We start from the raw sequence: 22,000 nt of genomic DNA, 5'->3' as shown, positions 1-22,000 counted from the left end.
CTGCAAACACGATGAGGCTATCCAGATGACACTCACCGAGCGTATTGCGAAGGTGGAAGCCCATCGTGTCGTAAATAGGCCACTGGTCGCGTGCCGCTCCTGGCGCTTTTAGCAGATCCGCTCGACCTCGGAGGTGCCGATCTCCATGCCCAGACTTCGCACCGGCGTCCACCGCTTTGATGACGATCCGAGACGATCAGCCCACCGCGGCGGGTCGAGAAAGCACTGGGCGGGAAGACGCCTACAGCGAGGCTGCTCGCCTTGTGGCGGCAGAGAGGGAAAGAATCTGCCGCCGGACATCGACTTCAGTGGTTTAGAGAAGGCGGCTCGGCAGCGACCTCTGCGTGAACCCAGACGCCTTGAAAAGCCCGATGCGTCCGGATTTTTGGCGGTGATCTTCATCAAATGCGATGAGCTGCAATTTCTGGCGACGGCCACGCTAAGGGCGGGCCTCCAGCACCATGTTGAACGGTGTCTCCGCGGCGCGACGCAATCGCTTGAAGCCGCCACCGGTCACCACCTTGCGCAGCCTCGCCTCACCGGGCTGGGCTCCAAGCGCGAGCCCGACTTCCTGCGACACGGACGCGGGCGTGCACACGAACGTGGAAGCGGCATAGTAAACGCGTCCGACGGGATTGAGGTTCGCCGCCAGATGATCATGCGCGAACGGCTCGACGATCATCCACGTGCCATCCGGCTTGAGCGATCCGTGGACATGGGTGGCGGCGCCCGTCGGGTCGCCCATGTCGTGAAGGCAATCGAAGAATGTGACGAGGTCGTAGGTTCCGGGATAGCTCTTGGCGGCCGCGACGTCGAACCGCGTGTTGACGCCGACGCCGGCTACCTCGGCCGCCTTGCGGGCGCGCTCAATCGAAGGGGCATGATAGTCGAAGCCGACGAAGCGCGAATTGGGGAAGGCCTGTGCCATGAGCACGGTCGATGCACCATGACCGCATCCAACATCCGCGACGTCCACGCCGCGTTCGAGCTTCTCGACGACGCCCTCCAAGGCCGGCAGCCAGGAGTCGATCAGATTGGCATTGTAGCCTGGACGGAAGAACCGTTCCGTATCGCGAAACAGACACGCGCTATGATCGTGCCACCCGACGCCATTGCCGGACTGGAATGCCTGCCTCACCTTTTCTTCATCGAGCCACAGCGCGGACAGGAACTCGAATGCGCCTGCCATGAAGGCCGGGCTGTCTTCATCGGCGAACACCAGCTCTTGCTCGGCGTTGAGAGAGAATTTGTCGCTCGCTTCGGTGGTCGGCCCTGTCGCAGCAGGTATCCTAGGGCAGCCCGTCAGAACATCGATGACTCCGGTTGTGGTGCCGGGGCGGGCGATCAGGGGCCAAGTGATTGTTCCGAGGCGGCTGTATGTTGTGTTAAGGTGATCATGCGAATTCTTGTTGGTCGGTCACGTGTTTTGCGGATGACCCGCATGTACTGTGCCAAATGAGAAAACCATTCAAACGCAATCCAGTAGATCTGACTGTATCCGACATTGTCGGAATTTGGACATCGCCGAACGCGAAGCGCTCGGGGCTTGTGACGATACTTGAGCGTGCTGCTTCGGAGGAGGGATGCGCCTCGAACCGGCCGCGAGGCCTTTTTCTGGCAACGGATATTCCGGCCGGGTTAGGCCGCGAGGAAAGCGACGGTGAATAAGAGGTAGAGGACCAACCGTTTTGAGCGGGTAGTTGCCGTGTTGTGCCCCCACGCAAAGGCCAGCACCACGGAGCAGTATTTCTGGTGGCGACACTACAACGCCTTTAAGTGCCGGTTACCCGTTTTTACCCGATGCTGGATACGACTACAACGACTCCTTCCCGAGCCTGCGTGCGGCGCTTACCTGGAAGATGGAAGCCGGTCAGATCGCAACGGGGGAGGGCGGCCAGATCTGGGCAATCCCGCATGCATTTGAGAACATCCAGCTGTTCTACCGCAACGATACCTTGGAGAAGTATAACATCGCGGTTCCGACGTCTCCGCCGGAAATGGCAAAGGCGTGCGAACAACTCAAAGCCGCCGATCCTTCCATCACGCCGTTGGGGGTGCGAGGCGTGCGTTTCTGGAGCAGTATCCACACCGCCGCAGTCTCGATCGCCCGCTCCTACGGTGTCCACGATTTTGTCGTCACGGACGGCAAGCTCGACACGGGACTGGCTTCGCCGGAATCGATCGCGTTCCACAAGGATTACGTGGACATGATCAAGAAGTGCGCGGCTCCTTCCTTCGCCAATGATAACTGGTACGAGTTCGTGGACGGCATCTCGTCCGGCCGCACCGCGATGGCGATCGACTCAAATATGTTCGGCTTCTGGAACGATGTTGCGGGGAAGCCGGCATCCGGCAAGATCGCCTTCGCTCCGCCGCTGCACGCACCGAGCGCCACGAGCTTCGATTCTAACATCTGGATCTGGGCTCTCGCCATGAACGCGGCTTCCGAAAAGAAGGGCACGGCCTGGCTGTTCATCCCGTGGGCCACCTCCAAGCAGGTGGCGCTCAAGGGTGCCCTTGCCGGCCAGCTCGTCAATCCGCCGCGCACGTCGACCTGGCAGGACGACACCTGGACTAAGTACGCTTCGCAGCCCGAGTTCAACAACTTCGTTGACAGCTTCAAAAAGACACAGGACCACGCCGCGCTGGCTTTCACACCGCGTGTCGGCTTCGGCGAAGCCATGAACGCATGGGCCGTGGCGATGCAGAAGATGGTAAACGGCGATGACGTCGAGACGACGTTGAGGGCGCTTGCCGAAGAAATCCGCACTGGCCTCTGATCAAAAGGAACAGGGCAGTACTATTGCACTGCCCTGTTCCCGCCAACGGCGGAGATCACGCCGTGTCACCCCAAGCACTTAAACCCAGCGTGCCGATGGCAGCCGAAGGACCTGGCGCGCGCGCCTCGTCCGGTTCGGCTTCGCTGGAGGGGCGTTCCATCGACTGTTTCAGCCTTGCAATCATCCAGGCGCTGGCCAAAAGCCAGATGGAGCGCCGGCTCAGGAACCGGCGCAAAAACTCGAGCCTGCCGGCGCTGATCGAGCTGGTGCTGGCGCGGCCGCTGGTGTCGGCAGGTCTGGTCGCGGCCGAGCTGAAAATTAGCCAGCGCGCTGCGCTCGGGCTGGTGCCGAACTCGGCATCCGTGAGGTGACCGGCAGGGGGCGCTACCGGACGTGGGGCCCCGTTTAGCTGCGGCGGGCTTTGGCGAAAGCGACAGCACTGATGACTTTTGCTGTACGCTCATTCTCCCTCATCTGCGCGTTGACAGAAAACCAGCAGCCGAGGGTCACAGCACGCTGTGCTCCCGCGATTTCCGGAAAACCAATGAAGAACGACTTTGATCTATCGCGCGGGACGTATCATTCAACCATGTCGAGAACGGGCGTGACGGCACGTACACTATGGACCGAGAGAACTTTGTCTGGCGACTTTGCGCACGCCTGCAGAACTCTTCGGAAAACTTCCTTCTGCTGATCCAATGATCGTAATGAGCTGGAGTGGCATCGCCGCTCTCCCCGGTTCTTGCTCTCTCAGTTGAACTTGATGCTAGCCTGCACGAACACGCCGTAGCGCTTTGCCTTCCAATCGTCGGCCTGCGGGGAACCACGACCGCCCATTGCCTCTTCGAAATGAGCGGTGCCGTTATTCGCCACGGCCCAGTAGCGGGCGCCGACGCCGATGTTGAACAAATCCGTGACCTTGTAGTTCAACACCGCCTCGAGCTGGACGCCATGCCCATCGCCGTCTTCGGGAATTAGCTTGATCTTGGGGCGCATGTGGTGCTGATCTTTGCCGTCGAGCCGCGTGAAGAGGAACGCCACGTCACCAGAAAGGCTGAGTCGCGCGGTGAGTTGCGTCTGCCCGGCCAAGCCGAGTCGCAGCGAATGCCAATCGTTGTCCTGGCTGATGAGGTTGACGTAGGTCGGGACGGTTGGCACACAGGTCCTCCAGTTGGTCGCCTGCTGCGTGCAACCGAAAGCGTCGTAGCTCTCGTGCCAGAAATTGTTGCCAACAAAAGCACCGATGCGGTAGCGCGGCGCGTTCAAAATTATATCCAAGATCGGCGGTGAAATAGCTGACGCCGCCCCCGCGCTGATCACTGAATGTGTTTGAGTAGCCCCCCCATTTCCGTAAGAAGTCCTCGTCATGAGAAAACCCTCCCTGATGCCGCCGGCACCGAGGAGGCCTTTACGAAAATGCCAGTCGGATTGTGGATCGCGTTGAAGAAGACTTCACTCGAATGCGCGTCTAGATCGTCATAGGTGAGCCGCGAGACCGGTGACGTACCTTTATGATTGTAAAGGTCCTTCGATGCTTGCCGGTACTGGGCCAGTAGCGTAGTCCACCCTCGAACGAAAAGACTGAGGCCGCCGCCCCGGCTACCGACGCCGACTCGAAATCACCGGCACTCGACGGCGGTTCGGAACTCCTCGGTGCCGCAGCGCCGGCCAAGCCGGGCCCGGTGAAAAATTCGTCGTCGAGGGCAAGGCGCCCGCTGCTTCGCCCGGCCGCGCCGACGATTTTTCTTGGCCGCCAAGGCGGCAGCCTGCGGCCGCGGCCACAACCGAAACGACCACGGCGATCAGTCCGTAAACCTGCCCCCGGGACACCTGAAGGGCAAAGCGCCCTCAGATGGCCGCGCAAGTAGGGTCTCGAGACAGACTCAGCGCGGCAGCACGCTCGATCCCATCAGCGCCTCGTCGATCGAACGCGCTGCCTGACGGCCCTCGCGGATCGCCCAGACGACCAGCGATTGACCGCGGCGCACATCGCCCGCCGCATAGAGCTTTTCGACGCTGGTCTTGTAGTCGCGATCATTGGCCTCGACATTGTTCGAGCGGCGGCTGTCGATGGCGATCTTCATCTGGCCAGCCAACTCCGACACCGGCCCGACGGCGGCCGGCCCGGCGAAGCCGATAGCGATGAAGGCGAGATCCGCACGGATGACGAATTCCGTGCCGGCGATCGGCTTGCGCTTTTCATCGACCTCGCAGCATTTGACGCCGGTCAGCGCGCCGTCCTCGCCGATGAATTCGAGCGTCGCCACCTGGAACTCGCGCTCGGCGCCTTCCGCCTGCGAGGACGAGGTGCGCATCTTCGTCGCCCAGTAGGGCCAGACCGAAAGCTTGTCCTCCTTTTCCGGCGGCTGCGGCCGGATGTCGAGCTGGGTGACACGAACGGCGCCCTGGCGGAAGGCGGTGCCGACGCAGTCGGACGCGGTGTCGCCGCCGCCGACGACGACGACATGCTGGCCGCCGGCGACGATCGGCGGCGACGGCCACGCCACCGACTGGATCGGCTCGCCGCCGATGCGCTTGTTCTGCTGCACCAGGTAAGGCATCGCGTCATGCACGCCATCGAGATCGTCGCCGGGAATGTTGGCCGGGCGCGGCGTTTCCGAACCGCCGCAATAGAGCACCGCATCATATTCGGCGAGCAGCTCCGCCACCGGCTTGTCGACGCCGACATTGATCCCGCAATGGAAGCTCACCCCCTCCCCTTGCATCTGCTCGATGCGCCGGTCGATGTAGTGCTTCTCGATCTTGAAGTCGGGGATGCCGTAGCGCATCAGCCCGCCCGGCCGGCTCTCGCGCTCATAGACGTGAACGTCGTGGCCGGCGCGGCCAAGCTGCTGGGCGGCCGCCATGCCGGCCGGCCCCGAGCCAATGATTGCGACGCGCCTGCCGGTTTTCCTTTCCGGCGGATAGGGCCGGATATGACCGGTTTCATAGGCCTTGTCGGCGATTGCCTGCTCGATCGTCTTGATGGCGACCGGAATGTCCTCGAGGTTCAGCGTGCAGGCTTCCTCGCAAGGTGCCGGACAGATGCGGCCGGTGAATTCCGGGAAGTTATTGGTCGAATGCAGGTTGCGGATCGCATTGTCCCAGTCGCCATTGTAGACGAGGTCGTTCCAGTCCGGGATCTGGTTGTGGACCGGGCAGCCGGTCGGCCCGTGACAGTACGGAATGCCGCAATCCATGCAGCGCGCGGCCTGTTTCTCGACCTCCTTGTCCGACATCGGCAGCGTGAACTCGCGAAAATGCCGGATGCGGTCGGAAGCCGGCTGGTACTTGTGCACCTGCCGGTCGATCTCGAGAAACCCTGTTACCTTGCCCATAGTCCAGTCCCTGCTGTCCAGATGGCGCGCTCGACGACGCACCCGTTAACCTCATAAGGCAGCCATGGCAACCTTCAGTCCGAGGCCAGGATTGTTGATGAAGGCATCGACCGGGAAGCTTTGCTTCCCGGCAATCCCAATACCTATTCCGCCGCAACGCCCATGCGCATGCGTTCCATTTCGATCAGCGCGCGGCGGTATTCGACCGGCATGATCTTCCGGAATTTCGGCCGGAAAGTCGCCCAGTTGTCGAGGATCTCGCGGCCGCGCACCGAACCCGTGTAATGAACGTGGTTCGAGATCAGCTGATAGAGCCGCTCCTCATCATGGCTGGTCATGTCGCCGGACACGTCGACGCGGCCTTTGTGATCGAGGTCGCCGCCATGATGGAGCAGTTTCTCCATCAGGTCGTCTTCTTCGGGAACGGGTTCCAGTTCGACCATCGCCATGTTGCAGCGCTCGGCGAAATCACCCACCTCGTCGAGCACATAGGCGACGCCGCCCGACATGCCAGCGGCAAAGTTGCGGCCGGTCTGCCCGATGACGACGACAATGCCGCCGGTCATGTACTCGCAGCCATGGTCGCCAACACCTTCGACGACGGCAGCGACGCCCGAATTGCGAACCGCAAAACGCTCGCCGGCGACGCCGCAGAAATAGGCCTCGCCCTCGGTCGCGCCGTAGAGCACCGTGTTGCCGACGATGATCGACTCGGCTGCGACGATCTTCGTGTTCTCAGGCGGGCGGATGACGATGCGTCCGCCCGACAGGCCCTTGCCGACGTAGTCGTTGGCGGCACCGACCAGCTCGAACGAAACCCCACGCGCCAGGAAGGCGCCGAAGGACTGGCCGGCGGTGCCGGTGAGCTTCACCGAGATCGTGTCCTCGCGCAGGCCCTTGTGCCTGAAGCGCTTTGCCACTTCGCCCGACAGCATGGCGCCGGTCGAACGGTCGACATTGCGGATCGGCAGCTCGATGCTGACCGGCTGCCTGGCTTCGAGCGCCGGCTTGGCCAACTCGATCAGCTTGCGGTCGAGCACGTCGTCGATCGGATGCTTCTGCCGCTCGGTCCAGTGCACCGCCTCATGCGGCGCATCCGGCTTGAAGAACATCTTGCTGAAATCGAGCCCGCGCGCCTTCCAGTGCTGGATCAGCGCCCGCTTCTCCAGGAGTTCGGTGTCGCCGATGATCTGGTCGAGATGGGTGTAGCCCATCTCGGCGAGCAGCGCCCGCACCTCTTCCGCCACATAGAAGAAGAAGTTGATGACGTGTTCCGGCGTGCCCTTGAAGCGCTTGCGCAACACCGGATCCTGCGTCGCGACGCCGACCGGGCAGGTGTTGAGATGGCACTTGCGCATCATGATGCAGCCGGCCGCGATCAGCGGCGCGGTCGAGAAGCCGAATTCGTCGGCGCCAAGCAGCGCGCCGATGACAACGTCGCGCCCGGTGCGCAGGCCGCCATCGACCTGCAGCGCGACGCGCGACCTGAGGCCGTTGAGCACCAGCGTCTGGTGCGTCTCGGCAAGGCCCATTTCCCACGGGCTGCCGGCGTGCTTGAGCGAGGTCAGCGGCGATGCGCCGGTGCCGCCGTCATAGCCGGAAATGGTGATGTGATCGGCGCGCGCCTTGGCGACGCCGGCCGCAACCGTGCCGACACCGACTTCGGAGACCAGCTTGACCGAGACATCAGCCGCCGGATTGACGTTCTTGAGGTCGTAGATGAGCTGCGCCAGATCCTCGATCGAGTAGATGTCGTGATGCGGCGGCGGCGAGATCAGGCCGACACCGGGCGTCGAATGCCTGACCTTGGCAATGGTGGCATCGACCTTGTGACCGGGCAACTGACCGCCCTCGCCGGGCTTCGCGCCTTGCGCCACCTTGATCTGCATCACGTCGGAGTTCACCAGATACTCCGCCGTCACGCCGAAACGCCCGGAAGCGACCTGCTTGATCGCCGAACGCTCGGGGTTCTTGCCGCCGTCCGGCAGCGGCAGGTAACGGTCGGCCTCTTCGCCGCCCTCGCCGGTGTTAGACTTGCCGCCGATGGCGTTCATGGCGCGGGCCAGCGTGGTGTGCGCTTCCCTGGAAATCGAGCCGAAGGACATCGCCCCGGTCGAGAACCGCTTGACGATATCGGCAGCGGACATGACCTCGTCGAGCGCGACCTTCTTGCGCCCGGTTTCTTCGGCCAGCCTGATCTTGAACAGGCCGCGAATGCTCTGCGCCCGCGCCGTCTCGCTGTCGATCTGAGCGGAATAGTCCTTGAACGTCTGCCACGATCCCTGGCGCACGGCGTGCTGCAGGGTGGCCACCGCATCGGGCGACCAGATATGCGCTTCGCCGCGCATGCGGAACATGTATTCGCCGCCGACCTCGAGGCTGTTGCGCAGCACCGGGTCGTTGCCGAAGCCGTCGGCGTGGCGGCTGACCGTTTCGGCCGCGATCTCTTCCAGCCCGACGCCTTCGATCAGCGTCGCGGTGCCGGTGAAATATTTTTGCACGAAATCGGTCTTCAGCCCGATGGCGTCGAAGATCTGCGCGCCGCAATAGGACTGGTAGGTCGAGATGCCCATCTTCGACATCACCTTGAGAATGCCCTTGCCGATCGACTTGATGTAGCGGGAGACGACCTCATTGGCGTCGACTTCGGCCGGCAGCTCGCCGCGCTTGTGCATGTCGAGCAGCGTGTCGAAGGCGAGATAGGGATTGATCGCCTCGGCGCCATAGCCCGCAAGGCAGCAGAAATGATGCACCTCGCGCGGTTCGCCGGACTCGACGACCAGCCCCACCGACGTGCGCAATCCCTTGCGGATCAAATGACGGTGGACCGCCGCCGTCGCCAGCAATGCCGGGATGGCGATGCGGTCCGGCCCGAGCTGACGGTCGGACAGGATGATGATGTTGTAGCCGCCGGCGACCGCCGCCTCGGCGCGCTCGCACAGCCGGTCGATGGCGCCCTGCATGCCGGCCGCGCCTTCGTTCGAAGCATAGGTGATGTCGATCGTCTTGGTGTCGAAACGGTCCTCGGTGTGACCGATGGAGCGGATCTTCTCAAGATCGCCATTGGTCAGGATCGGCTGGCGCACCTCGAGCCGCTTGCGACGCGAATTGCCGACGAGGTCGAAGATGTTCGGCCTCGGCCCGATGAACGACACCAGACTCATCACCAGTTCCTCGCGAATTGGGTCGATCGGCGGGTTGGTGACCTGGGCGAAATTCTGCTTGAAATAGGTGTAGAGCAGCTTCGATCTGTCCGACATCGCCGAAATCGGCGTGTCGGTGCCCATCGAGCCGACCGCTTCCTGGCCGGTGGTCGCCATCGGCGACATCAGCAGCTTGGTGTCTTCCTGGGTAAAGCCGAACGCCTGCTGGCGGTCGAGCAGGCTGACGTCCCTGCGCAGCGCCCGCGGCTCGACCGGCTTCAGGTCTTCGAGGATGAGCTGGGTGTTGGCGAGCCAGCTCTTGTAGGGATGCCTGGTCGCGATCTCCGACTTGATCTCCTCGTCGGAAACGATGCGGCCCTTCTCCAGGTCGATCAGCAGCATGCGGCCGGGCTGCAGCCGCCACTTCTTGACGATCCTTTCCTCCGGCACCGGCAGCACGCCGGCTTCCGAGGCCATGATGACGCGATCGTCGTCGGTGACGATATAGCGCGCCGGGCGCAGCCCGTTGCGGTCGAGCGTGGCGCCGATCTGGCGGCCGTCGGTGAAGGCCACCGCCGCCGGCCCGTCCCACGGCTCCATCAGGGCGGCGTGGTATTCATAAAAGGCCTTGCGATCTTGATCCATCAGCTTGTTGCCGGCCCAGGCCTCAGGGATCAGCATCATCATTGCGTGAGCGAGCGAGTAGCCGCCCTGCGTCAGGAATTCGAGCGCATTGTCGAAACAGGCGGTGTCCGACTGCCCCTCATAGGAGATCGGCCACAGCTTGGAGATGTCGTTGCCGAACAGTTCGGAATCGACCGAGGCCTGCCGCGCCGCCATCCAGTTGACGTTGCCGCGCAGCGTGTTGATCTCGCCATTGTGGGCGACCATGCGATAGGGATGCGCCAGCTTCCACGACGGGAAGGTGTTGGTCGAGAAACGCTGGTGGACGAGGATCAGCGCCGTCTCGAAACGCGGATCGGTCAGATCCTTGTAATAGGCGCCAACCTGATAGGCCAGGAACATGCCCTTGTAGACGATGGTCCGCGATGACATCGACACGACGTAGAAGCCATTGTCGACGCCCTTGGTCTCTTCGTGGATACGACCGGAAATGACCTTGCGCAGGATGTAGAGCCGCCGTTCGTAATCGTCGTCGCTCTCGATCTCGGCGCCACGACCCAAAAACACCTGCCGCTGGACCGGTTCTGAAGCAGCGATATCAGGCGCCTTTGACAGCGATGAATTGTCGACCGGCACGTCGCGAAAGCCGAGCAGCGGCTGGCCTTCGAGCTGCGCGACCTCGGCGATGATGCCTTCGATATGCGCCTGAAGCTCAGGATCGCGCGGCATGAACACATGACCGACGGCGTAATGGCCGGGCTTGGGCAGTTCGACGCCCTGGCTGGCCATCTCCTCGCGGAAGAAGCGGTCGGGAAGCTGCACCAGCACGCCCGCGCCGTCGCCCATCAGCGGGTCGGCGCCGACGGCGCCGCGATGCGTCAGATTTTCGAGCACCGCCAGGCCGTCCGTGACGATTTGATGCGACTTCACGCCCTTCATATTGACGATGAAGCCGACGCCGCAGGCATCGTGCTCGTTGCGCGGATCGTAGAGGCCGTGGGCGGCGAACCCGGTAGGGGTCCGCCCGATCCTGGTCAGGCCAGTGGCGATGGACGGATTTTTGACGGCTGGCGCTTTCGTCTGCGCGGCCGGGCCGTTCGTCGCAGATGGCGTCACTTCCGTCATCGTCCTGTCCTCCGTTCTTGCCTGGCGCAGAGACAGGCGGTCGGCTGCGTCCCCCGTCTTCCCCGCCTGTGGGCGCAGGTGGATCGGTGGGCAGCGCCGAGCTTCATGTTGCCAGCCTTACTCCAGTGCCATCTTTGACGGGTCCGGGAGACCCTTAGCGGCAGTATGTTTTGGTGAGTTGATCAGGCACGTCTTCTCCTTGCTCGGTCACGTGTTTGCGGATAACGGCGAGGCTGGGCTGGACGCCTGGGCCGGCCTATTTGTACAACCACGTCAGGGAAATGGACGAATTGGCCAGTAAGCCATTCGACTATCGCCCCTCTTTGGTTTCCTCCTTGGCCGCCCCCTTTCACCTTTTGGGAAAATCCTCTTGCGGAGCCACACAGAGAGCGCCGTAACAAACCTTCTCACCCTTGTAGTTGGCCAGAGCCTGCAGCAACTCGGGTAGAAGGTGCTGTTTCAGGTCGTCCGAGACAGGCTCCGGACCCTCCAGCGCTTTCAGTGTCTGCTCGAGCAACTCGATGGCGCGATCTTTGTTGCCGCTCTCATGATAGTACTGAGCGACCACCGGATAAGACAGGAACTTAGAGCCGCCGCCTTGCGGCAGTGCCACGATGTGTTTGGACAGCTCTTCGCCCATCGCGAAGCGCTCAGCAGACGGAAAGCCGGAATAATCAAAGCCCGGCGCGAAGAGTTGGTATAGCGCCCAATACATCCATCCCTCGGACTTTCTGTCGATCGCGTCGCGAACGAATTGGCGCATTACGGGCAAGCCGGCCTGCATGTCGCGCATTCTGTGAAGCAACAGATTGACATGACTCACTCGGAAGTTGAGTTTGTCCGGTATCAAGGCGATGCCTTCTTCAATCGCCGAGAGCGCCGTCTTCCAATCCTCGGCCTCCATTGCCGGCCGAAGTTTGTCGTATATGGGCTTGGTCAGCGCTTGTTCGCGCGCTATGGTTTCGCCTTCCGCAATCCGCTCCGTATCGGCGGATTTTGCCTGATCGCTGGTGCGCCAGCTGCCGTTAAGCACCTTCGGCAAAACCTCATCGAGTTGCGTCGGATGACCGATAAAGGCGATGTGGCCGTCTCGGTCGACCACGAACGAGGTCGGGACCCCGTAAGAAAAGCTGGGCTCCATCCAAAGCTTGTCCATTTCGCCTGTGGAGTCGAATGCGATCCGATAGTTCAGATTCGGGAATTTTTCGGTCAACCAAGCGTCCAACGTGCTTCGGGCCTCGTCGGCCGTTGGAGCGTCTTCAGAAGCCGCGACTCCGACGATCTCAACGCCGTTGTCCTTGTATTTCTCCTGCAGCTGGATCAGATGGGGCATCCCGTCCACACATGGGCCGCACCAAGTTGCCCAAAATTCGACTATGCACACTTTGCCGGGCTCAAAGCTGGTGAGGGGCTCGCCACGCAGCCAGTTCTCGACTTTAATCGAAGGAGCCGGGGACTCCATCTGCAATACCACGTTGCGGTCCAAAGCTATTTCCAAAGGTTTCTGCACGAGCTGGTTTCCTCTCAGAGACGGCACACGGGTTCAGGGAGGAGCGGATCGCTCGTCTTGCCCCATTGAGTGCAGTCACAGTCACTCAGTCTCAAAAGCCATGCCAACGCGCTCAGCGCGCAGTTAGCGCCCATTGCTTCGAAAAACCTCGACAGTGCCCAGATGTTGGTTGTAATGAACCTGACATTTGTCTGACGCTGTCAGCTTTTGGACACGCGATCACGCGCTTCGTGCCGCCAGAAGGCCAGGCCGAGCCCTGTGTTGCCAGCGGTCGCTTCGATGATTGTACCGCCCCGCGCGAGCTGGCCACGCTGTTCGGCATTAACGATCATCGACAACGCAATGCGATCCTTGATCGATCCGCCGGGATTCTGGCTTTCGAGCTTGACGAAGAGACGACACCTGCCGGTATCGAAGCTCTTCAGTTCGACGACCGGCGTCTCCCCAATCAGATCGAGCACTGACGCAAATGGCGGACGCAGGCGAGGACGCCTTTGTCGACGGTCGGCGGAACATCTCGAGGCTCATGCGGCTGCGGTCTCCAGAATGTCGGCATAGTGCCGTTGCGCAGCATCGGGATGCGAGCGCAGTCGGCTCTTCAGCAGTTGCGGAACAGTGGATTGTCGGGGTCGCTGGCGGGGCACCCGCTTCGGCAGCCGTTCAGGCGGCAGGTCAAGAAACCGTATGTCGGCATCAAGCCGCGCGCCGAAGAAGAAGGGAATCGAAACAGTGCCCTTCGAAAGACCCAGGGCAACGGAAATCATTGCATCGGGCGAGTTCATGCGCCTGAAGCAGCGCTGCCTGCAACTGCTTCATAGCGACAGGCGGGCGAGACTCTAGCGAGGCTTTCGCCGCTTGGTTGATTGAGGCTCTCGACGAAGCCACCAAGATTCGGCGGCCGATAATAGCTTGCTGCTCATTGGGACGTCGACCAACGCCGGGATTGAGAAAGGCAAGCCTGCCCCACAAGGCGGGTGTCACACGTGCGGTGCGTCCGCTCGTCACGCCGGATGGTTTTTGAGACCTGGGTTCACGGCTAATCAGATGCACCCCTGTCGTCGTTTCGGTGCAGGCCGCCAGGGGGGCGTGTTGCAGCAGCTTGCAATTAGTTTCGCCACTACGGGGCGTGCGAGCACGGGGCTGCACAATGAGATCATATGCCGGCGTGGAGACCAAGGTGTGGCGCAGCCTTAGAGAACTCAACACCGAGACCGGAGCAACGGAGACTGCTCTTTCGTCGAGCCAGTTTAATTTAGAACATTCTTTCTATAGTTTACGTCAATTATCCTGTTCGATAGCTCTGTCGACTAGCGATGAGACTTTTCAACGCAGCGCGGACATCCGCTGGCCGGATGTGACTTGCTATCCCTTTCAAGATCAAACAGGAGAACCCATGAGCAATCCAGTCCTTGTCAACCGGACCATTCTTGACTCCGACGTTGTACCGCTGACCAGCCGTGTCGGAGCTGAAATCAGAGGCGTTCGCCTTGGCGGAGACCTTTCGGACGCAGCGATAGCAGCCATCAACCAGCTTCTTCTAAAGCACAAGGTGATCTTCTTCCGCGGCCAGGAGCATCTCGACGATGCGGAGCAGGAATTGTTCGCGCGGCGTCTGGGTGACCTTGTACCTCATCCCACGCAGGGGCCGGCAGCCGGCACGGCCTCAATCCTCAATCTCGATTCCGGCCGTGGCGGTGGCAGGGCAGACCAGTGGCATACCGATGTGACTTTCGTCGATGCCTATCCGAAATTCTCGGTCCTACGTGGCGTCGTCATTCCGGCGGCGGGGGGCGACACGATCTGGTCCAACACGCACGCCGCGTACGAGAATCTGCCGGCGCCGCTCAAAATATTGGCGGACAATCTGTGGGCTATTCATAGCAATGCCTACGACTACGCAGCCGTGCGCCCGCGCGCCACAGCCGAAGAGAAGAGGCACTTCGAGGAAGTCTTCACATCGACGATCTACGAGACCGAGCATCCGGTCGTGCGCGTCCATCCGGAAACCGGGGAGAAGTCGCTGCTGCTCGGCAATTTCGTGCAGCGCCTCGTCGGCCTTTCCAAGAGCGATTCCGCCAAACTCTACGAGGTGTTCCAGTCCTACGTCACTGCCCCGGAAAATACCGTGCGGTGGCGCTGGCAAGTAAGCGACGTCGCTATCTGGGACAACCGTGCTACCCAGCATTATGCGGTCAACGACTATGGCGACCAGCACCGGGTTGTGCGTCGCGCTACGGTTGACGGTGACGTTCCGATCGGCGTCGACGGTCGCCGCAGTATAACCCGTGTCAAGGCAGCCAAGCCGGCGGCGAAGGCAGCCTGACCGTCTGAACAGGGTAAAGATGAAAACTTCGTATCGCCGCGGCCATATCGCGCTGCTTAACCGCCCCACAAAGCCTTATGATTTCCGAGAAGCAAGGCGAGTTGCGGGCTCGAGGCTTGGCCCGAAATCGAGGTCCTGCAGCGTGGCGCATGGCTCGAGTCGCTGCTCGTGGCCCCGCTGCAGCGGTACAGGTCCCCCACCGCCCCCACCATCTCGCCCGCCCTGCACCTCGGATAGCGATCATTCACCGTTTGTTCATTATGATAGCGCACGATCATAACTGGACATGCTGGTATCTCGTACATGCCTGAAGGCCCTGCGCGCCGACCCAGCGCCGGGGCCTTTTTACTTCCGCAAAATCGATTCCAGCAACGCGAATGGCAGGACACGGCGCTGGTTTCGCCGCGCGAGAAGGTCGAGATCGCCTTCGTCGCCGACAATCCCGGCAATTGGATGTTCCACTGCCACGTTCTCGAACACCAGGCGGCCGGTCGCCTGACCAGTCCACAAGCCGAAGGAGAAGCAAAAATGTCCAATACCCTGATAGCTCTTGTCCTCGCCTCGATCCTGTCAGGCGCCGCTCCGGCGTTCGCCGGCGAAAGGACGTCACGCTCTACAAGAACCCGCAATGCGGCTGCTGCGAAGGTTATGCCGGCTATTTGCAGGAAACGGCTTCGCTGTCACCGTCAAGGCCGACGCACGACCTTTTCGCCATGAGCCGCGAAGAGGGCATTCCGCCGGAAGCCGATGGCTGCCTTCTCTCGTTCATCGACGGCTATGTGGTGAGCGGCCATGTGCCGGTCGGCACGGTCAACAAGCTCTTGACCGAGCGGCCCGACATCAAAGGGCATGACGCTGCCCGGCATGCCGATGGGCTCCCCCGGCATGAGTGGCACGAAGGAAGCGCCCTTCGAGATTCTCGAAATCCGGAAGTCTGACGGGACCGGCGGCGTCTACGCCACGGAATAGGAGGCTTCGATGATGGAATGCATGAGCGGCATGATGATGTTCGGCATGGGCCTGGTGTGGCTGCTTGTCGTCGTCGTGCTCGTCCTCGGGACGGCCGCGCTGATCAAGTACCTGTTCTCCAGCGGCGGCAAAGGAGAAGGGCGTCGGTCCTCTTATCGATGCGTGGCCGCGGCAGGCCTCGGATTGGTCTGGACATTGCCTTGGCTCGCCAACCGGATGGCCGGTGGCGGCGCCCCGGCCGCGGCGATAGCGCTAGGCAAGACGGTTTTAGCCAGGCGAAGGTCAGCGCGATTGGAAAGCCCGCTGCCTTCGGGACGCATGCCGGCGCCGGGACCGGCCGCGGTCGTCGGCGGCGGCTACCAGAGCGACATGCCGGGCTTCGGGAATGTCCTCACCGACGAGGAGATCCGGGCCGTTCTGGCCTTCATCAAAAGCACATGGCCCGAGCGGGAACGCGCCTATCAGGCAGATGAGCCGCCGGGAGCGGGAGCAGACACAGTGAGACCAATCCTAGCCGCGGAGCCCTCGAACGCCCCCAACCGGAATGCATTGTCCATGAAAGCGAAACCGTCGCTTGCGATTCAATTTCTGGCGCTGATCCTCGCGACCTCCGCGCTGGCCCACCATCCGGGCGCCGATCTCGACAAGATGAGGGACAGCGCGGAGAGGTTCTTCCAGGCGATCGACGAGCAGGCCGCGCCGCCTTTCGAACTGGCCGACGCGGACGGAAGGGCCGTCCGCCTTTCCGATTTCTCCGACAAGATCGTGGTGCTCTACTTCATGACGAGGTAACCTTGGAAGAAGAAGGCGACGGCCACTGGCGGCAGGATGGCAAGCACGCTGGCCGCAAAAAGCGGCCCATACTCATAGAAGCGGGCCGGTTCTGTCGCAAATCGTGCTTTTGGCCACAACTGGACGCTTTCGCGCGCTTATGGACCAGCTCACATGTCCAACAACGCAAGCAGATGACAGGGCTCGACGTGCCCCGGGGTGGCGCCCTACTTCCACGCTCGCACTGTCACACTCCCGCCGAAAGGCGGGTTTAGTGAGTTATGGCAGTGACTGTGCCACCAGTCCAAACGTCGAGTTTCGCGGCAACTTCGACGCTTTCCTTAGCTGACTTGCCCAAAACCAGCGCGGCCAAAGCATACTGCTTGCCGCTCCCGATGGCATAATATTCACCTTTCACGGGATCACTTGGCAGCCAATTGCCGTCCAACAATACGGCTTCCCCATTTTTGCGCACTATCAGCGCCTCAAATTCAAAATTGTCGTCGTTGCGCGGCACAGGAATATCAGAAACATCCATGCCCTTCTCAACCCAGTCTCGAACGGCCTTTGGAATACCCAAGGACGAAGAGGAAACGCCGATGAGTGTGCCGTCGCATAAGCGAAACACCTTCGTTTTCTCACCGACGGATACTGAGTCAAAACCCAAGGCTCGGCCGTCGCCAGCCATGGTTCCGTTCCTGTAAGCTATTGTTGTCATTGGCACCCTTCTATCGCTACATCAAACTTCAGGACCTTGCGCATGTCCCCTGTGTCAAGGTCACTGACCGACGGCCTATTTGCCTGATACACGATACAGGCTGCGCTCCTTGAGTTCGCGCACGGGTGGCCGTCATCTTGCCGCCTTCGCGCAATGCCTTGAACAGGCCGAGTCTGTCCCCCAGCGGGAATGACAACCACCTCCATGTCGTTGAAAAGCAGGAAATCCGTCACTTTGCCTCGTCGGTAACGGGCGGAGCCGGAGCGGTCGTCACCGGGCAAGCGCGGTCGCAGTAGGTATCCTGGGCAGCCCGTCAGACATGGATGGCTCCGGTTGTGGTGACGGGGAGGGCGATAAGCAAGTTCGGGCCAAGTGATTGTTCCGCGGCTGTATGTTTTGGTGAGGTGATCATGCGACTTCTTGTTGGTCGGTCACGTGTTTGCGGATAACCAGCATGCGCTGTGCCAAATGAGAAAACCATTTAAAGTCAATCCAGCAGATCTGACTGTATTCCGACATTGTCGGAAATTGGACATCGCCGAACGCGAGCGCTCGGGGCTTGTGATGATACTTGGGCGTGCTGCTTCGGAGGAGGGATGCGCCTCGTACCGGCCGCGAAGCCTTCCTGCATTTAAGGCGCCAGATCAATTGAACGCGCATACCAGTCAGCCGTCCCGTCGTTTAGTCCAAATGGCGATCCATCTCAGCGCGCTCACGCCATCCACCTTTCTGCGCGACCCAAGCTAAACACGCTCGGCGATGATTAGGATACCTACTACATCTGGACCCGCCCGGCCTTGCTCGCCTGCGAGACTTGAGGCGTTCGTCGATCGGATAGAGGTTTCGATTCAGGAGACGTGCTTCGTGATGCGGCCATGATAGGCCGGTCCCTCACCGACTGCCGCACGCTCGGAAGAAGCCAAGGTAGGCGACAAGCCTCTGTGGATCGCTGAAGCGCCGAATGTTGCCGATTGCCGCGGCAACGTTCGCACCCACGGTGACGTCGGAGGCAACGTCATCAGGCGACGGATTGTCGGATCCTAGTGGGCACCACCGCGATATCCGCCTCGACCACCGTCAACGCCTCGTTGATCTGATTGATCAAGCCGAGGTGGCACTCGATGGCGGCGCGCTCAAGGAGCAGCATGAGTTAACACCTACTCCTAGCGCCGCTCCTGGAGTCCTATTTCCGCCGGCGCCTGACGAAGCAGCGCAATGCGACTCCCGCGACCGTGGCCAGCTATCGCGATGCCTTGCGCATGCTGATCCTCTTTGCCGCCGCCCGATTGCGGAAGAAGCCGGGGGCGTTGGCGCTCGAAGAGCTGATCGAGATCTCGTTCTCGCTTTTCTCGACGAACTCGAGGAGAAGCGGAACAATTCCGTCACCACGCGCAACGCCCGCTTGGCCGCGATCCGATCTTTCTTCCGCCACGTCGCTGCCGCCGACCCGGCATCCTTCGGCGTCGCCCAACGCGTGCTGACGATTCCCATTAAACGGACGCACATTGACGTGACGTACCACCTCACCACGGCCGAAGTGGACACCCTCATCGCGGCGCCAGATCCAAAGACGCCCCGTGGTCGGCGCGACCGAGCCTTTCTGCTCTTTCTTGGCACGAACCGGCGCCCGGGCCTCCGAAGCCACCGGCGTCAACGCAAACGACCTTCAGTTGGAGCGGCCGCACCCACAAGTGCTGCTGCGCGGCAAAGGGCGTAGAGACCGCGTCGTCCCCATTGCTAAGGACCCGGCTGCGGGCGCTGACATCCTTGTTGAGCGAGCGCGGGATCGCCCGTCACGAGCCGCGACCGATATTCCTCGGCGCCCGCAACGAGCGCCGGGCCTACCAGACCGGCTTTGGCCGACAAGCCCATATCGCCGCACATCTTCCGGCACTCCCTCGCCATGAAGCTTCTCCAGTCCGGCGTGGACCTTTTGACGATCCAAGCCTGGCTCGGGCATGCACGGGTCGCCACGACCCACCGCTATGCCACAGCGGATGTAGAGATGATGCGCAATGGACTCGAGAAGGCGGGCGTCACCGGCGATCACGGCGTGCGTTTCCGACCAAATGACTCCGTTCTGCAACTGCTGAACTCCATCTGAATGTTTATGTGGCGGAGGCAAGCTGGGTTTGGCCGGTCCGAAGGGGTCAGGGCGGCTCCGCCACATAATCTCGCCCGACGCATAAATGCGGATCCCGGCCCAATGTCTCCTGAACCTGCAGAGCGAGACGCTGCATTCCGCGACGCATATCGGTCCGGCCCACCGCCAACCAGATCCGCACCTGGCTCGGGACCGGGATCATGAAACGCCCCGCGCCTTCACCATCGCCGCTGCCAGTGTTGGCGGCGTGGTCAGTGGAATCCGCAGCCGCACCTTGCCGGCGACCTCCAGCTCGATCACCACTGGCGGCGGGAGCGGCTGGGCGCGTTCGTCAAGAACGTCTTCAGTTGCCGGCTGCCCGGTCTCAGGTCGAAACAGCTCGTTGCGCCAGTATCGGCTGCTGGGCGCGACGCTGTTCGCTGTGTCACAGGAAGAAAGGAAGGTCACCTTGGAGCTCAGGTCAGTCGCCCCTCGGGCTTTTTGCCTATGGCGGCAAAGGGCTCAAGCAAGCCCGAGCTTTTTCCTGAGCTCGGCGTTTTCTTTCCGGAGCCGGTCAGCGAGGAGCTTCTTCAGACGGGCGTTCTCTTCTTCAAGCTTCACAAGATCCTTGAGCTCATCGCTCTGTGTTGTCTGCCCAGCAGCCCTTTTCCAGTGATAGTACGTCTGTTCCGATATTCCAGCGTTCTGAACGGCTGCCTTGATACTCTCTCCCCGTCCGATCTGCTTCTCGATCTCGCCGAGCTTCTGGGCACGCTCGTTCTCAGAGTAATTTCTCCGCGCTGCCCGGACTGTAGGCGAAGCGATCGCTTTAGATGAAGACGCCTGAAGAGCCGAGCTGGCGGCTCTGGTTCGTATAGCACCTGCGCGCTGCGCGGTCCGCTTCCGCGTCTTCGGCGCCTTTATATCGGGTGTCTGTTCCTTCACGGGCACCTCGCCTGCTGCCTGGGTTGCCTCAGTTTCCTTAAGGTTGGACATCAGAAACTCCCTGCGATTTCAAACATCTATTCTAGCACGCAGCATCTAGAACTTATGGGCTTTGTCAACTGCGGCCACAAAACCGTGCTCGCCAATGTCGCCGTCCGACGCGTTAACATGATGCCAGTAACTGCGGCAATGCAATCGGTTCGCAATCCGCAACAAAGAGTATCGGCTGGATGTGCACGACGCCCCAGTCTCTGAAACAGCGTAGCCGCCCGGTAAGAGCCGCTTTCAGTCTGCCTTAGAAACAAGGTGGTCGGTCGCCACTCCCGCGCATACTATCCGTCTACTCTTGCTCCTCGCACGGCGCCAGGTCCTCGTCATCGATGCCGGGCAGCGTCGCAGCGGCTAAGCCAGCCACTCGCATTGCTCCCTGAGAGGATGGTGCCGATCCTGCTGAGATCGCATGCTGGCGCGACGTTGCTTTGCGGCCACCGTCGCGCCTGCCCGTGAACTGTTCGCGCCTGTGCTCATGCTCGCCTTGACACCCTCGATGGGTCCATCCGGGATGGTCAACCATCCGGAACATAGCGGGCAGGCGGGCATCTTCACCAGCAGTCTCTGTGTCGCTCTCGTGGCGGCAAACAAGATCGAGGCTGGCGGGGTGATGATCAACGGTCCTCGAACCATCGATTTTGATCGCGGTGGCCGTTCAGTGTGTTCAAACACGAGGCGCCGTTAGACGGCACCGCAGCATCATAGCGAAGTGCCATGCAGGACGACTCCCTGCAGCATCGTCTCGCGCAGCCAAACACTTGCCGGATCACTGTTGTGAACGGCCGGACGTTTGACGGCCTGTGACGCGAAAAGGCAGCGGAAGATCTAGCATTTATGGGGGAAATGTTTTTTCGGAGTGCTTGACCCGCAGGAAGGGCATGACTGCCTATCGCCCGACCCGGCAAGGCCGCACTCATGACCGGCTGGGCTCGGATCCTGCATGCCGCGCCCGTGAGGTTACTTGTCGGAAGTGCGTCGAGCACAACGACGAGATGTAGTTCACGATCTTTGAAACGCGTGGTCAACTATCCAAAGTGTGGATGCCTTTCATCGAAACAAACGATTTCATCAATGTTGTGGAATCCTGCATGGGCAGAAGCACCTGACGCACACCGATGCCCCACTGCCTCATGGCGTGGCGAGCGTCTTAAGAACTGCCCGAAAGGAGAACTTTCATGCGCTCTACCGGGCAGTGGAGTGCTGGGAAAGGGAGTTGCAACTGACCGGCCATGTCAACTGTCCGACTTCTTCCGAGCCTATGGACAGACTGGGAACCTTCCACGCAAAGCCATTCGAAAGCGGCCGCAGTTGGGCCGGCGCGAGACCGGAAGCCCGCGCAATCGGCTACGACGCGCACGGTGTAGCGGCTCACATCGTCATACTGCACCTACGCCACACACCGGCCGGACCTGATCCGGCTTTATGAGCATTGGGCTTTGTCAGTCGCACAAGCGTGATGGCTTTCGCGACGCGGCGCGCCTCAGGAACTGAGCCGCGGGTCCGGGTCGAAACGCGGGAAAGAAAGACAGGAAACAGAATGGCCGATCAATTCGCAACGGACGTCATTGCCCTGATCAAGAAACGCGCCGAGTCGGAGAGCGGTGAGGGAATGCCTGCGTC

19 protein-coding genes and 4 pseudogenes are annotated in these 22,000 nt (G+C 61.3%); 10 read left to right on the top strand and 13 right to left on the bottom strand.

All coding sequences use genetic code 11. The features are described from left to right. Positions 1 to 439: 439 nt before the first annotated feature. A pseudogene (locus tag EN846_RS00115) lies at positions 440 to 1,261 on the bottom strand (class I SAM-dependent methyltransferase); the annotation flags it as partial. 598 nt (positions 1,262 to 1,859) lie between these two features. Between EN846_RS00115 and EN846_RS00110 the strand changes: the two are divergent. Together EN846_RS00110 and EN846_RS36490 are read left to right on the top strand one after the other, a co-directional pair. Further along, positions 1,860 to 2,780, top strand: coding sequence for an extracellular solute-binding protein (locus tag EN846_RS00110; protein WP_084831568.1), 921 nt, complete (start codon positions 1,860 to 1,862; stop codon positions 2,778 to 2,780). 62 nt (positions 2,781 to 2,842) lie between these two features. Next, complete coding sequence (locus EN846_RS36490) at positions 2,843 to 3,151, top strand: helix-turn-helix domain-containing protein (RefSeq protein WP_236473435.1); 309 nt, start codon at positions 2,843 to 2,845, stop codon at positions 3,149 to 3,151. 379 nt (positions 3,152 to 3,530) lie between these two features. Here EN846_RS36490 and EN846_RS00100 read toward each other — a convergent pair whose 3' ends face one another. Continuing rightward, positions 3,531 to 4,046, bottom strand: coding sequence for an omptin family outer membrane protease (locus tag EN846_RS00100; RefSeq protein ID WP_029356667.1), 516 nt, complete (start codon positions 4,044 to 4,046; stop codon positions 3,531 to 3,533). A 356-nt stretch (positions 4,047 to 4,402) separates the two neighbouring features. On the opposite strand from EN846_RS00100, the pseudogene EN846_RS35725 reads away from it, so the two are divergent. Beyond that, positions 4,403 to 4,593: pseudogene (locus tag EN846_RS35725) on the top strand (DUF459 domain-containing protein); the annotation flags it as partial. Positions 4,594 to 4,663: 70 nt separating this feature from the next. On the opposite strand, the gene EN846_RS00090 reads toward EN846_RS35725, so the two are convergent. The 5 genes and pseudogenes from EN846_RS00090 to EN846_RS00070 all read right to left on the bottom strand — a co-directional run bounded on the left by EN846_RS00090 (position 4,664) and on the right by EN846_RS00070 (position 13,302). Continuing rightward, positions 4,664 to 6,118: a glutamate synthase subunit beta gene (locus tag EN846_RS00090; RefSeq protein ID WP_023798073.1), complete on the bottom strand. Its 1,455-nt coding sequence runs from the start codon at positions 6,116 to 6,118 to the stop codon at positions 4,664 to 4,666. 143 nt (positions 6,119 to 6,261) lie between these two features. Then, positions 6,262 to 11,010 (bottom strand): glutamate synthase large subunit, encoded by a 4,749-nt coding sequence (gene gltB, locus EN846_RS00085; RefSeq protein ID WP_135913809.1) that lies wholly within the window; start codon positions 11,008 to 11,010, stop codon positions 6,262 to 6,264. Between the two features lie 349 nt (positions 11,011 to 11,359). After that, entirely contained in the window at positions 11,360 to 12,472 is a 1,113-nt protein-coding gene (locus EN846_RS00080) for a TlpA disulfide reductase family protein (protein ID WP_051695610.1), read from the bottom strand. Between the two features lie 290 nt (positions 12,473 to 12,762). Next, positions 12,763 to 13,002: pseudogene (locus tag EN846_RS00075) on the bottom strand (pyridoxal-phosphate dependent enzyme); the annotation flags it as partial. 42 nt (positions 13,003 to 13,044) lie between these two features. Further along, positions 13,045 to 13,302 (bottom strand): hypothetical protein, encoded by a 258-nt coding sequence (locus tag EN846_RS00070; protein WP_091600625.1) that lies wholly within the window; start codon positions 13,300 to 13,302, stop codon positions 13,045 to 13,047. A 611-nt stretch (positions 13,303 to 13,913) separates the two neighbouring features. On the opposite strand from EN846_RS00070, the gene EN846_RS00065 reads away from it, so the two are divergent. From EN846_RS00065 to EN846_RS36485, 4 genes and pseudogenes are all read left to right on the top strand, one after another. Then, positions 13,914 to 14,843 carry a TauD/TfdA family dioxygenase gene (locus EN846_RS00065; protein WP_135913808.1) on the top strand — a complete coding sequence of 310 codons (930 nt, stop codon included), beginning with the start codon at positions 13,914 to 13,916 and terminating at the stop codon, positions 14,841 to 14,843. Between the two features lie 372 nt (positions 14,844 to 15,215). Next, a pseudogene (locus EN846_RS00060) lies at positions 15,216 to 15,344 on the top strand (multicopper oxidase domain-containing protein); the annotation flags it as partial. Positions 15,345 to 15,556: 212 nt separating this feature from the next. Beyond that, positions 15,557 to 15,781 (top strand): DUF411 domain-containing protein, encoded by a 225-nt coding sequence (locus tag EN846_RS35720; RefSeq protein WP_236372580.1) that lies wholly within the window; start codon positions 15,557 to 15,559, stop codon positions 15,779 to 15,781. Positions 15,782 to 15,821: 40 nt separating this feature from the next. Next, complete coding sequence (locus EN846_RS36485) at positions 15,822 to 16,604, top strand: redoxin domain-containing protein (RefSeq protein ID WP_244529185.1); 783 nt, start codon at positions 15,822 to 15,824, stop codon at positions 16,602 to 16,604. A gap of 250 nt (positions 16,605 to 16,854) precedes the next feature. On the opposite strand, the gene EN846_RS00035 is transcribed toward EN846_RS36485, so the two are convergent. The 3 genes from EN846_RS00035 to EN846_RS35710 form a co-directional block, all read right to left on the bottom strand. Beyond that, positions 16,855 to 17,271: a hypothetical protein gene (locus tag EN846_RS00035; protein ID WP_063169404.1), complete on the bottom strand. Its 417-nt coding sequence runs from the start codon at positions 17,269 to 17,271 to the stop codon at positions 16,855 to 16,857. A 1,048-nt stretch (positions 17,272 to 18,319) separates the two neighbouring features. Beyond that, positions 18,320 to 18,448 carry a hypothetical protein gene (locus EN846_RS36350; RefSeq protein WP_259980032.1) on the bottom strand — a complete coding sequence of 43 codons (129 nt, stop codon included), beginning with the start codon at positions 18,446 to 18,448 and terminating at the stop codon, positions 18,320 to 18,322. 93 nt (positions 18,449 to 18,541) lie between these two features. Beyond that, positions 18,542 to 18,955 (bottom strand): hypothetical protein, encoded by a 414-nt coding sequence (locus EN846_RS35710; protein WP_236372576.1) that lies wholly within the window; start codon positions 18,953 to 18,955, stop codon positions 18,542 to 18,544. A 201-nt stretch (positions 18,956 to 19,156) separates the two neighbouring features. Here EN846_RS35710 and EN846_RS35705 point away from each other — a divergent pair, with 201 nt between their 5' ends. Continuing rightward, complete coding sequence (locus EN846_RS35705; RefSeq protein ID WP_236372574.1) at positions 19,157 to 19,405, top strand: tyrosine-type recombinase/integrase; 249 nt, start codon at positions 19,157 to 19,159, stop codon at positions 19,403 to 19,405. A 46-nt stretch (positions 19,406 to 19,451) separates the two neighbouring features. Here the strand turns inward: EN846_RS35705 and tnpB are convergent, their stop codons facing one another. The 3 genes from tnpB to EN846_RS00015 are packed head-to-tail and all read right to left on the bottom strand — an operon-like array spanning position 19,452 to position 20,380. After that, positions 19,452 to 19,607: an IS66 family insertion sequence element accessory protein TnpB gene (tnpB, locus tag EN846_RS36345; protein ID WP_084831567.1), complete on the bottom strand. Its 156-nt coding sequence runs from the start codon at positions 19,605 to 19,607 to the stop codon at positions 19,452 to 19,454. After that, entirely contained in the window at positions 19,604 to 19,852 is a 249-nt protein-coding gene (locus EN846_RS35695) for a transposase (RefSeq protein ID WP_236372571.1), read from the bottom strand. Before EN846_RS35695 ends, tnpB begins: the two co-directional genes overlap by 4 nt. A 54-nt stretch (positions 19,853 to 19,906) precedes the next feature. After that, positions 19,907 to 20,380: a transposase gene (locus EN846_RS00015; RefSeq protein ID WP_029356640.1), complete on the bottom strand. Its 474-nt coding sequence runs from the start codon at positions 20,378 to 20,380 to the stop codon at positions 19,907 to 19,909. A 409-nt stretch (positions 20,381 to 20,789) separates the two neighbouring features. Here EN846_RS00015 and EN846_RS00010 point away from each other — a divergent pair, with 409 nt between their 5' ends. Both EN846_RS00010 and EN846_RS00005 read left to right on the top strand, forming a co-directional pair. Continuing rightward, positions 20,790 to 21,065, top strand: coding sequence for a hypothetical protein (locus EN846_RS00010; RefSeq protein ID WP_091600633.1), 276 nt, complete (start codon positions 20,790 to 20,792; stop codon positions 21,063 to 21,065). Between the two features lie 573 nt (positions 21,066 to 21,638). Beyond that, complete coding sequence (locus tag EN846_RS00005) at positions 21,639 to 21,806, top strand: hypothetical protein (RefSeq protein WP_236372582.1); 168 nt, start codon at positions 21,639 to 21,641, stop codon at positions 21,804 to 21,806. Positions 21,807 to 22,000: the final 194 nt, after the last annotated feature.

The sequence above is a fragment of the Mesorhizobium sp. M4B.F.Ca.ET.203.01.1.1 genome, assembly GCF_004791025.1.
Classification (GTDB): domain Bacteria; phylum Pseudomonadota; class Alphaproteobacteria; order Rhizobiales; family Rhizobiaceae; genus Mesorhizobium; species Mesorhizobium abyssinicae.
The sequence above is the reverse complement of the archived record's forward strand: the minus strand, read 5'-3'. Positions and strand labels throughout refer to the sequence as shown.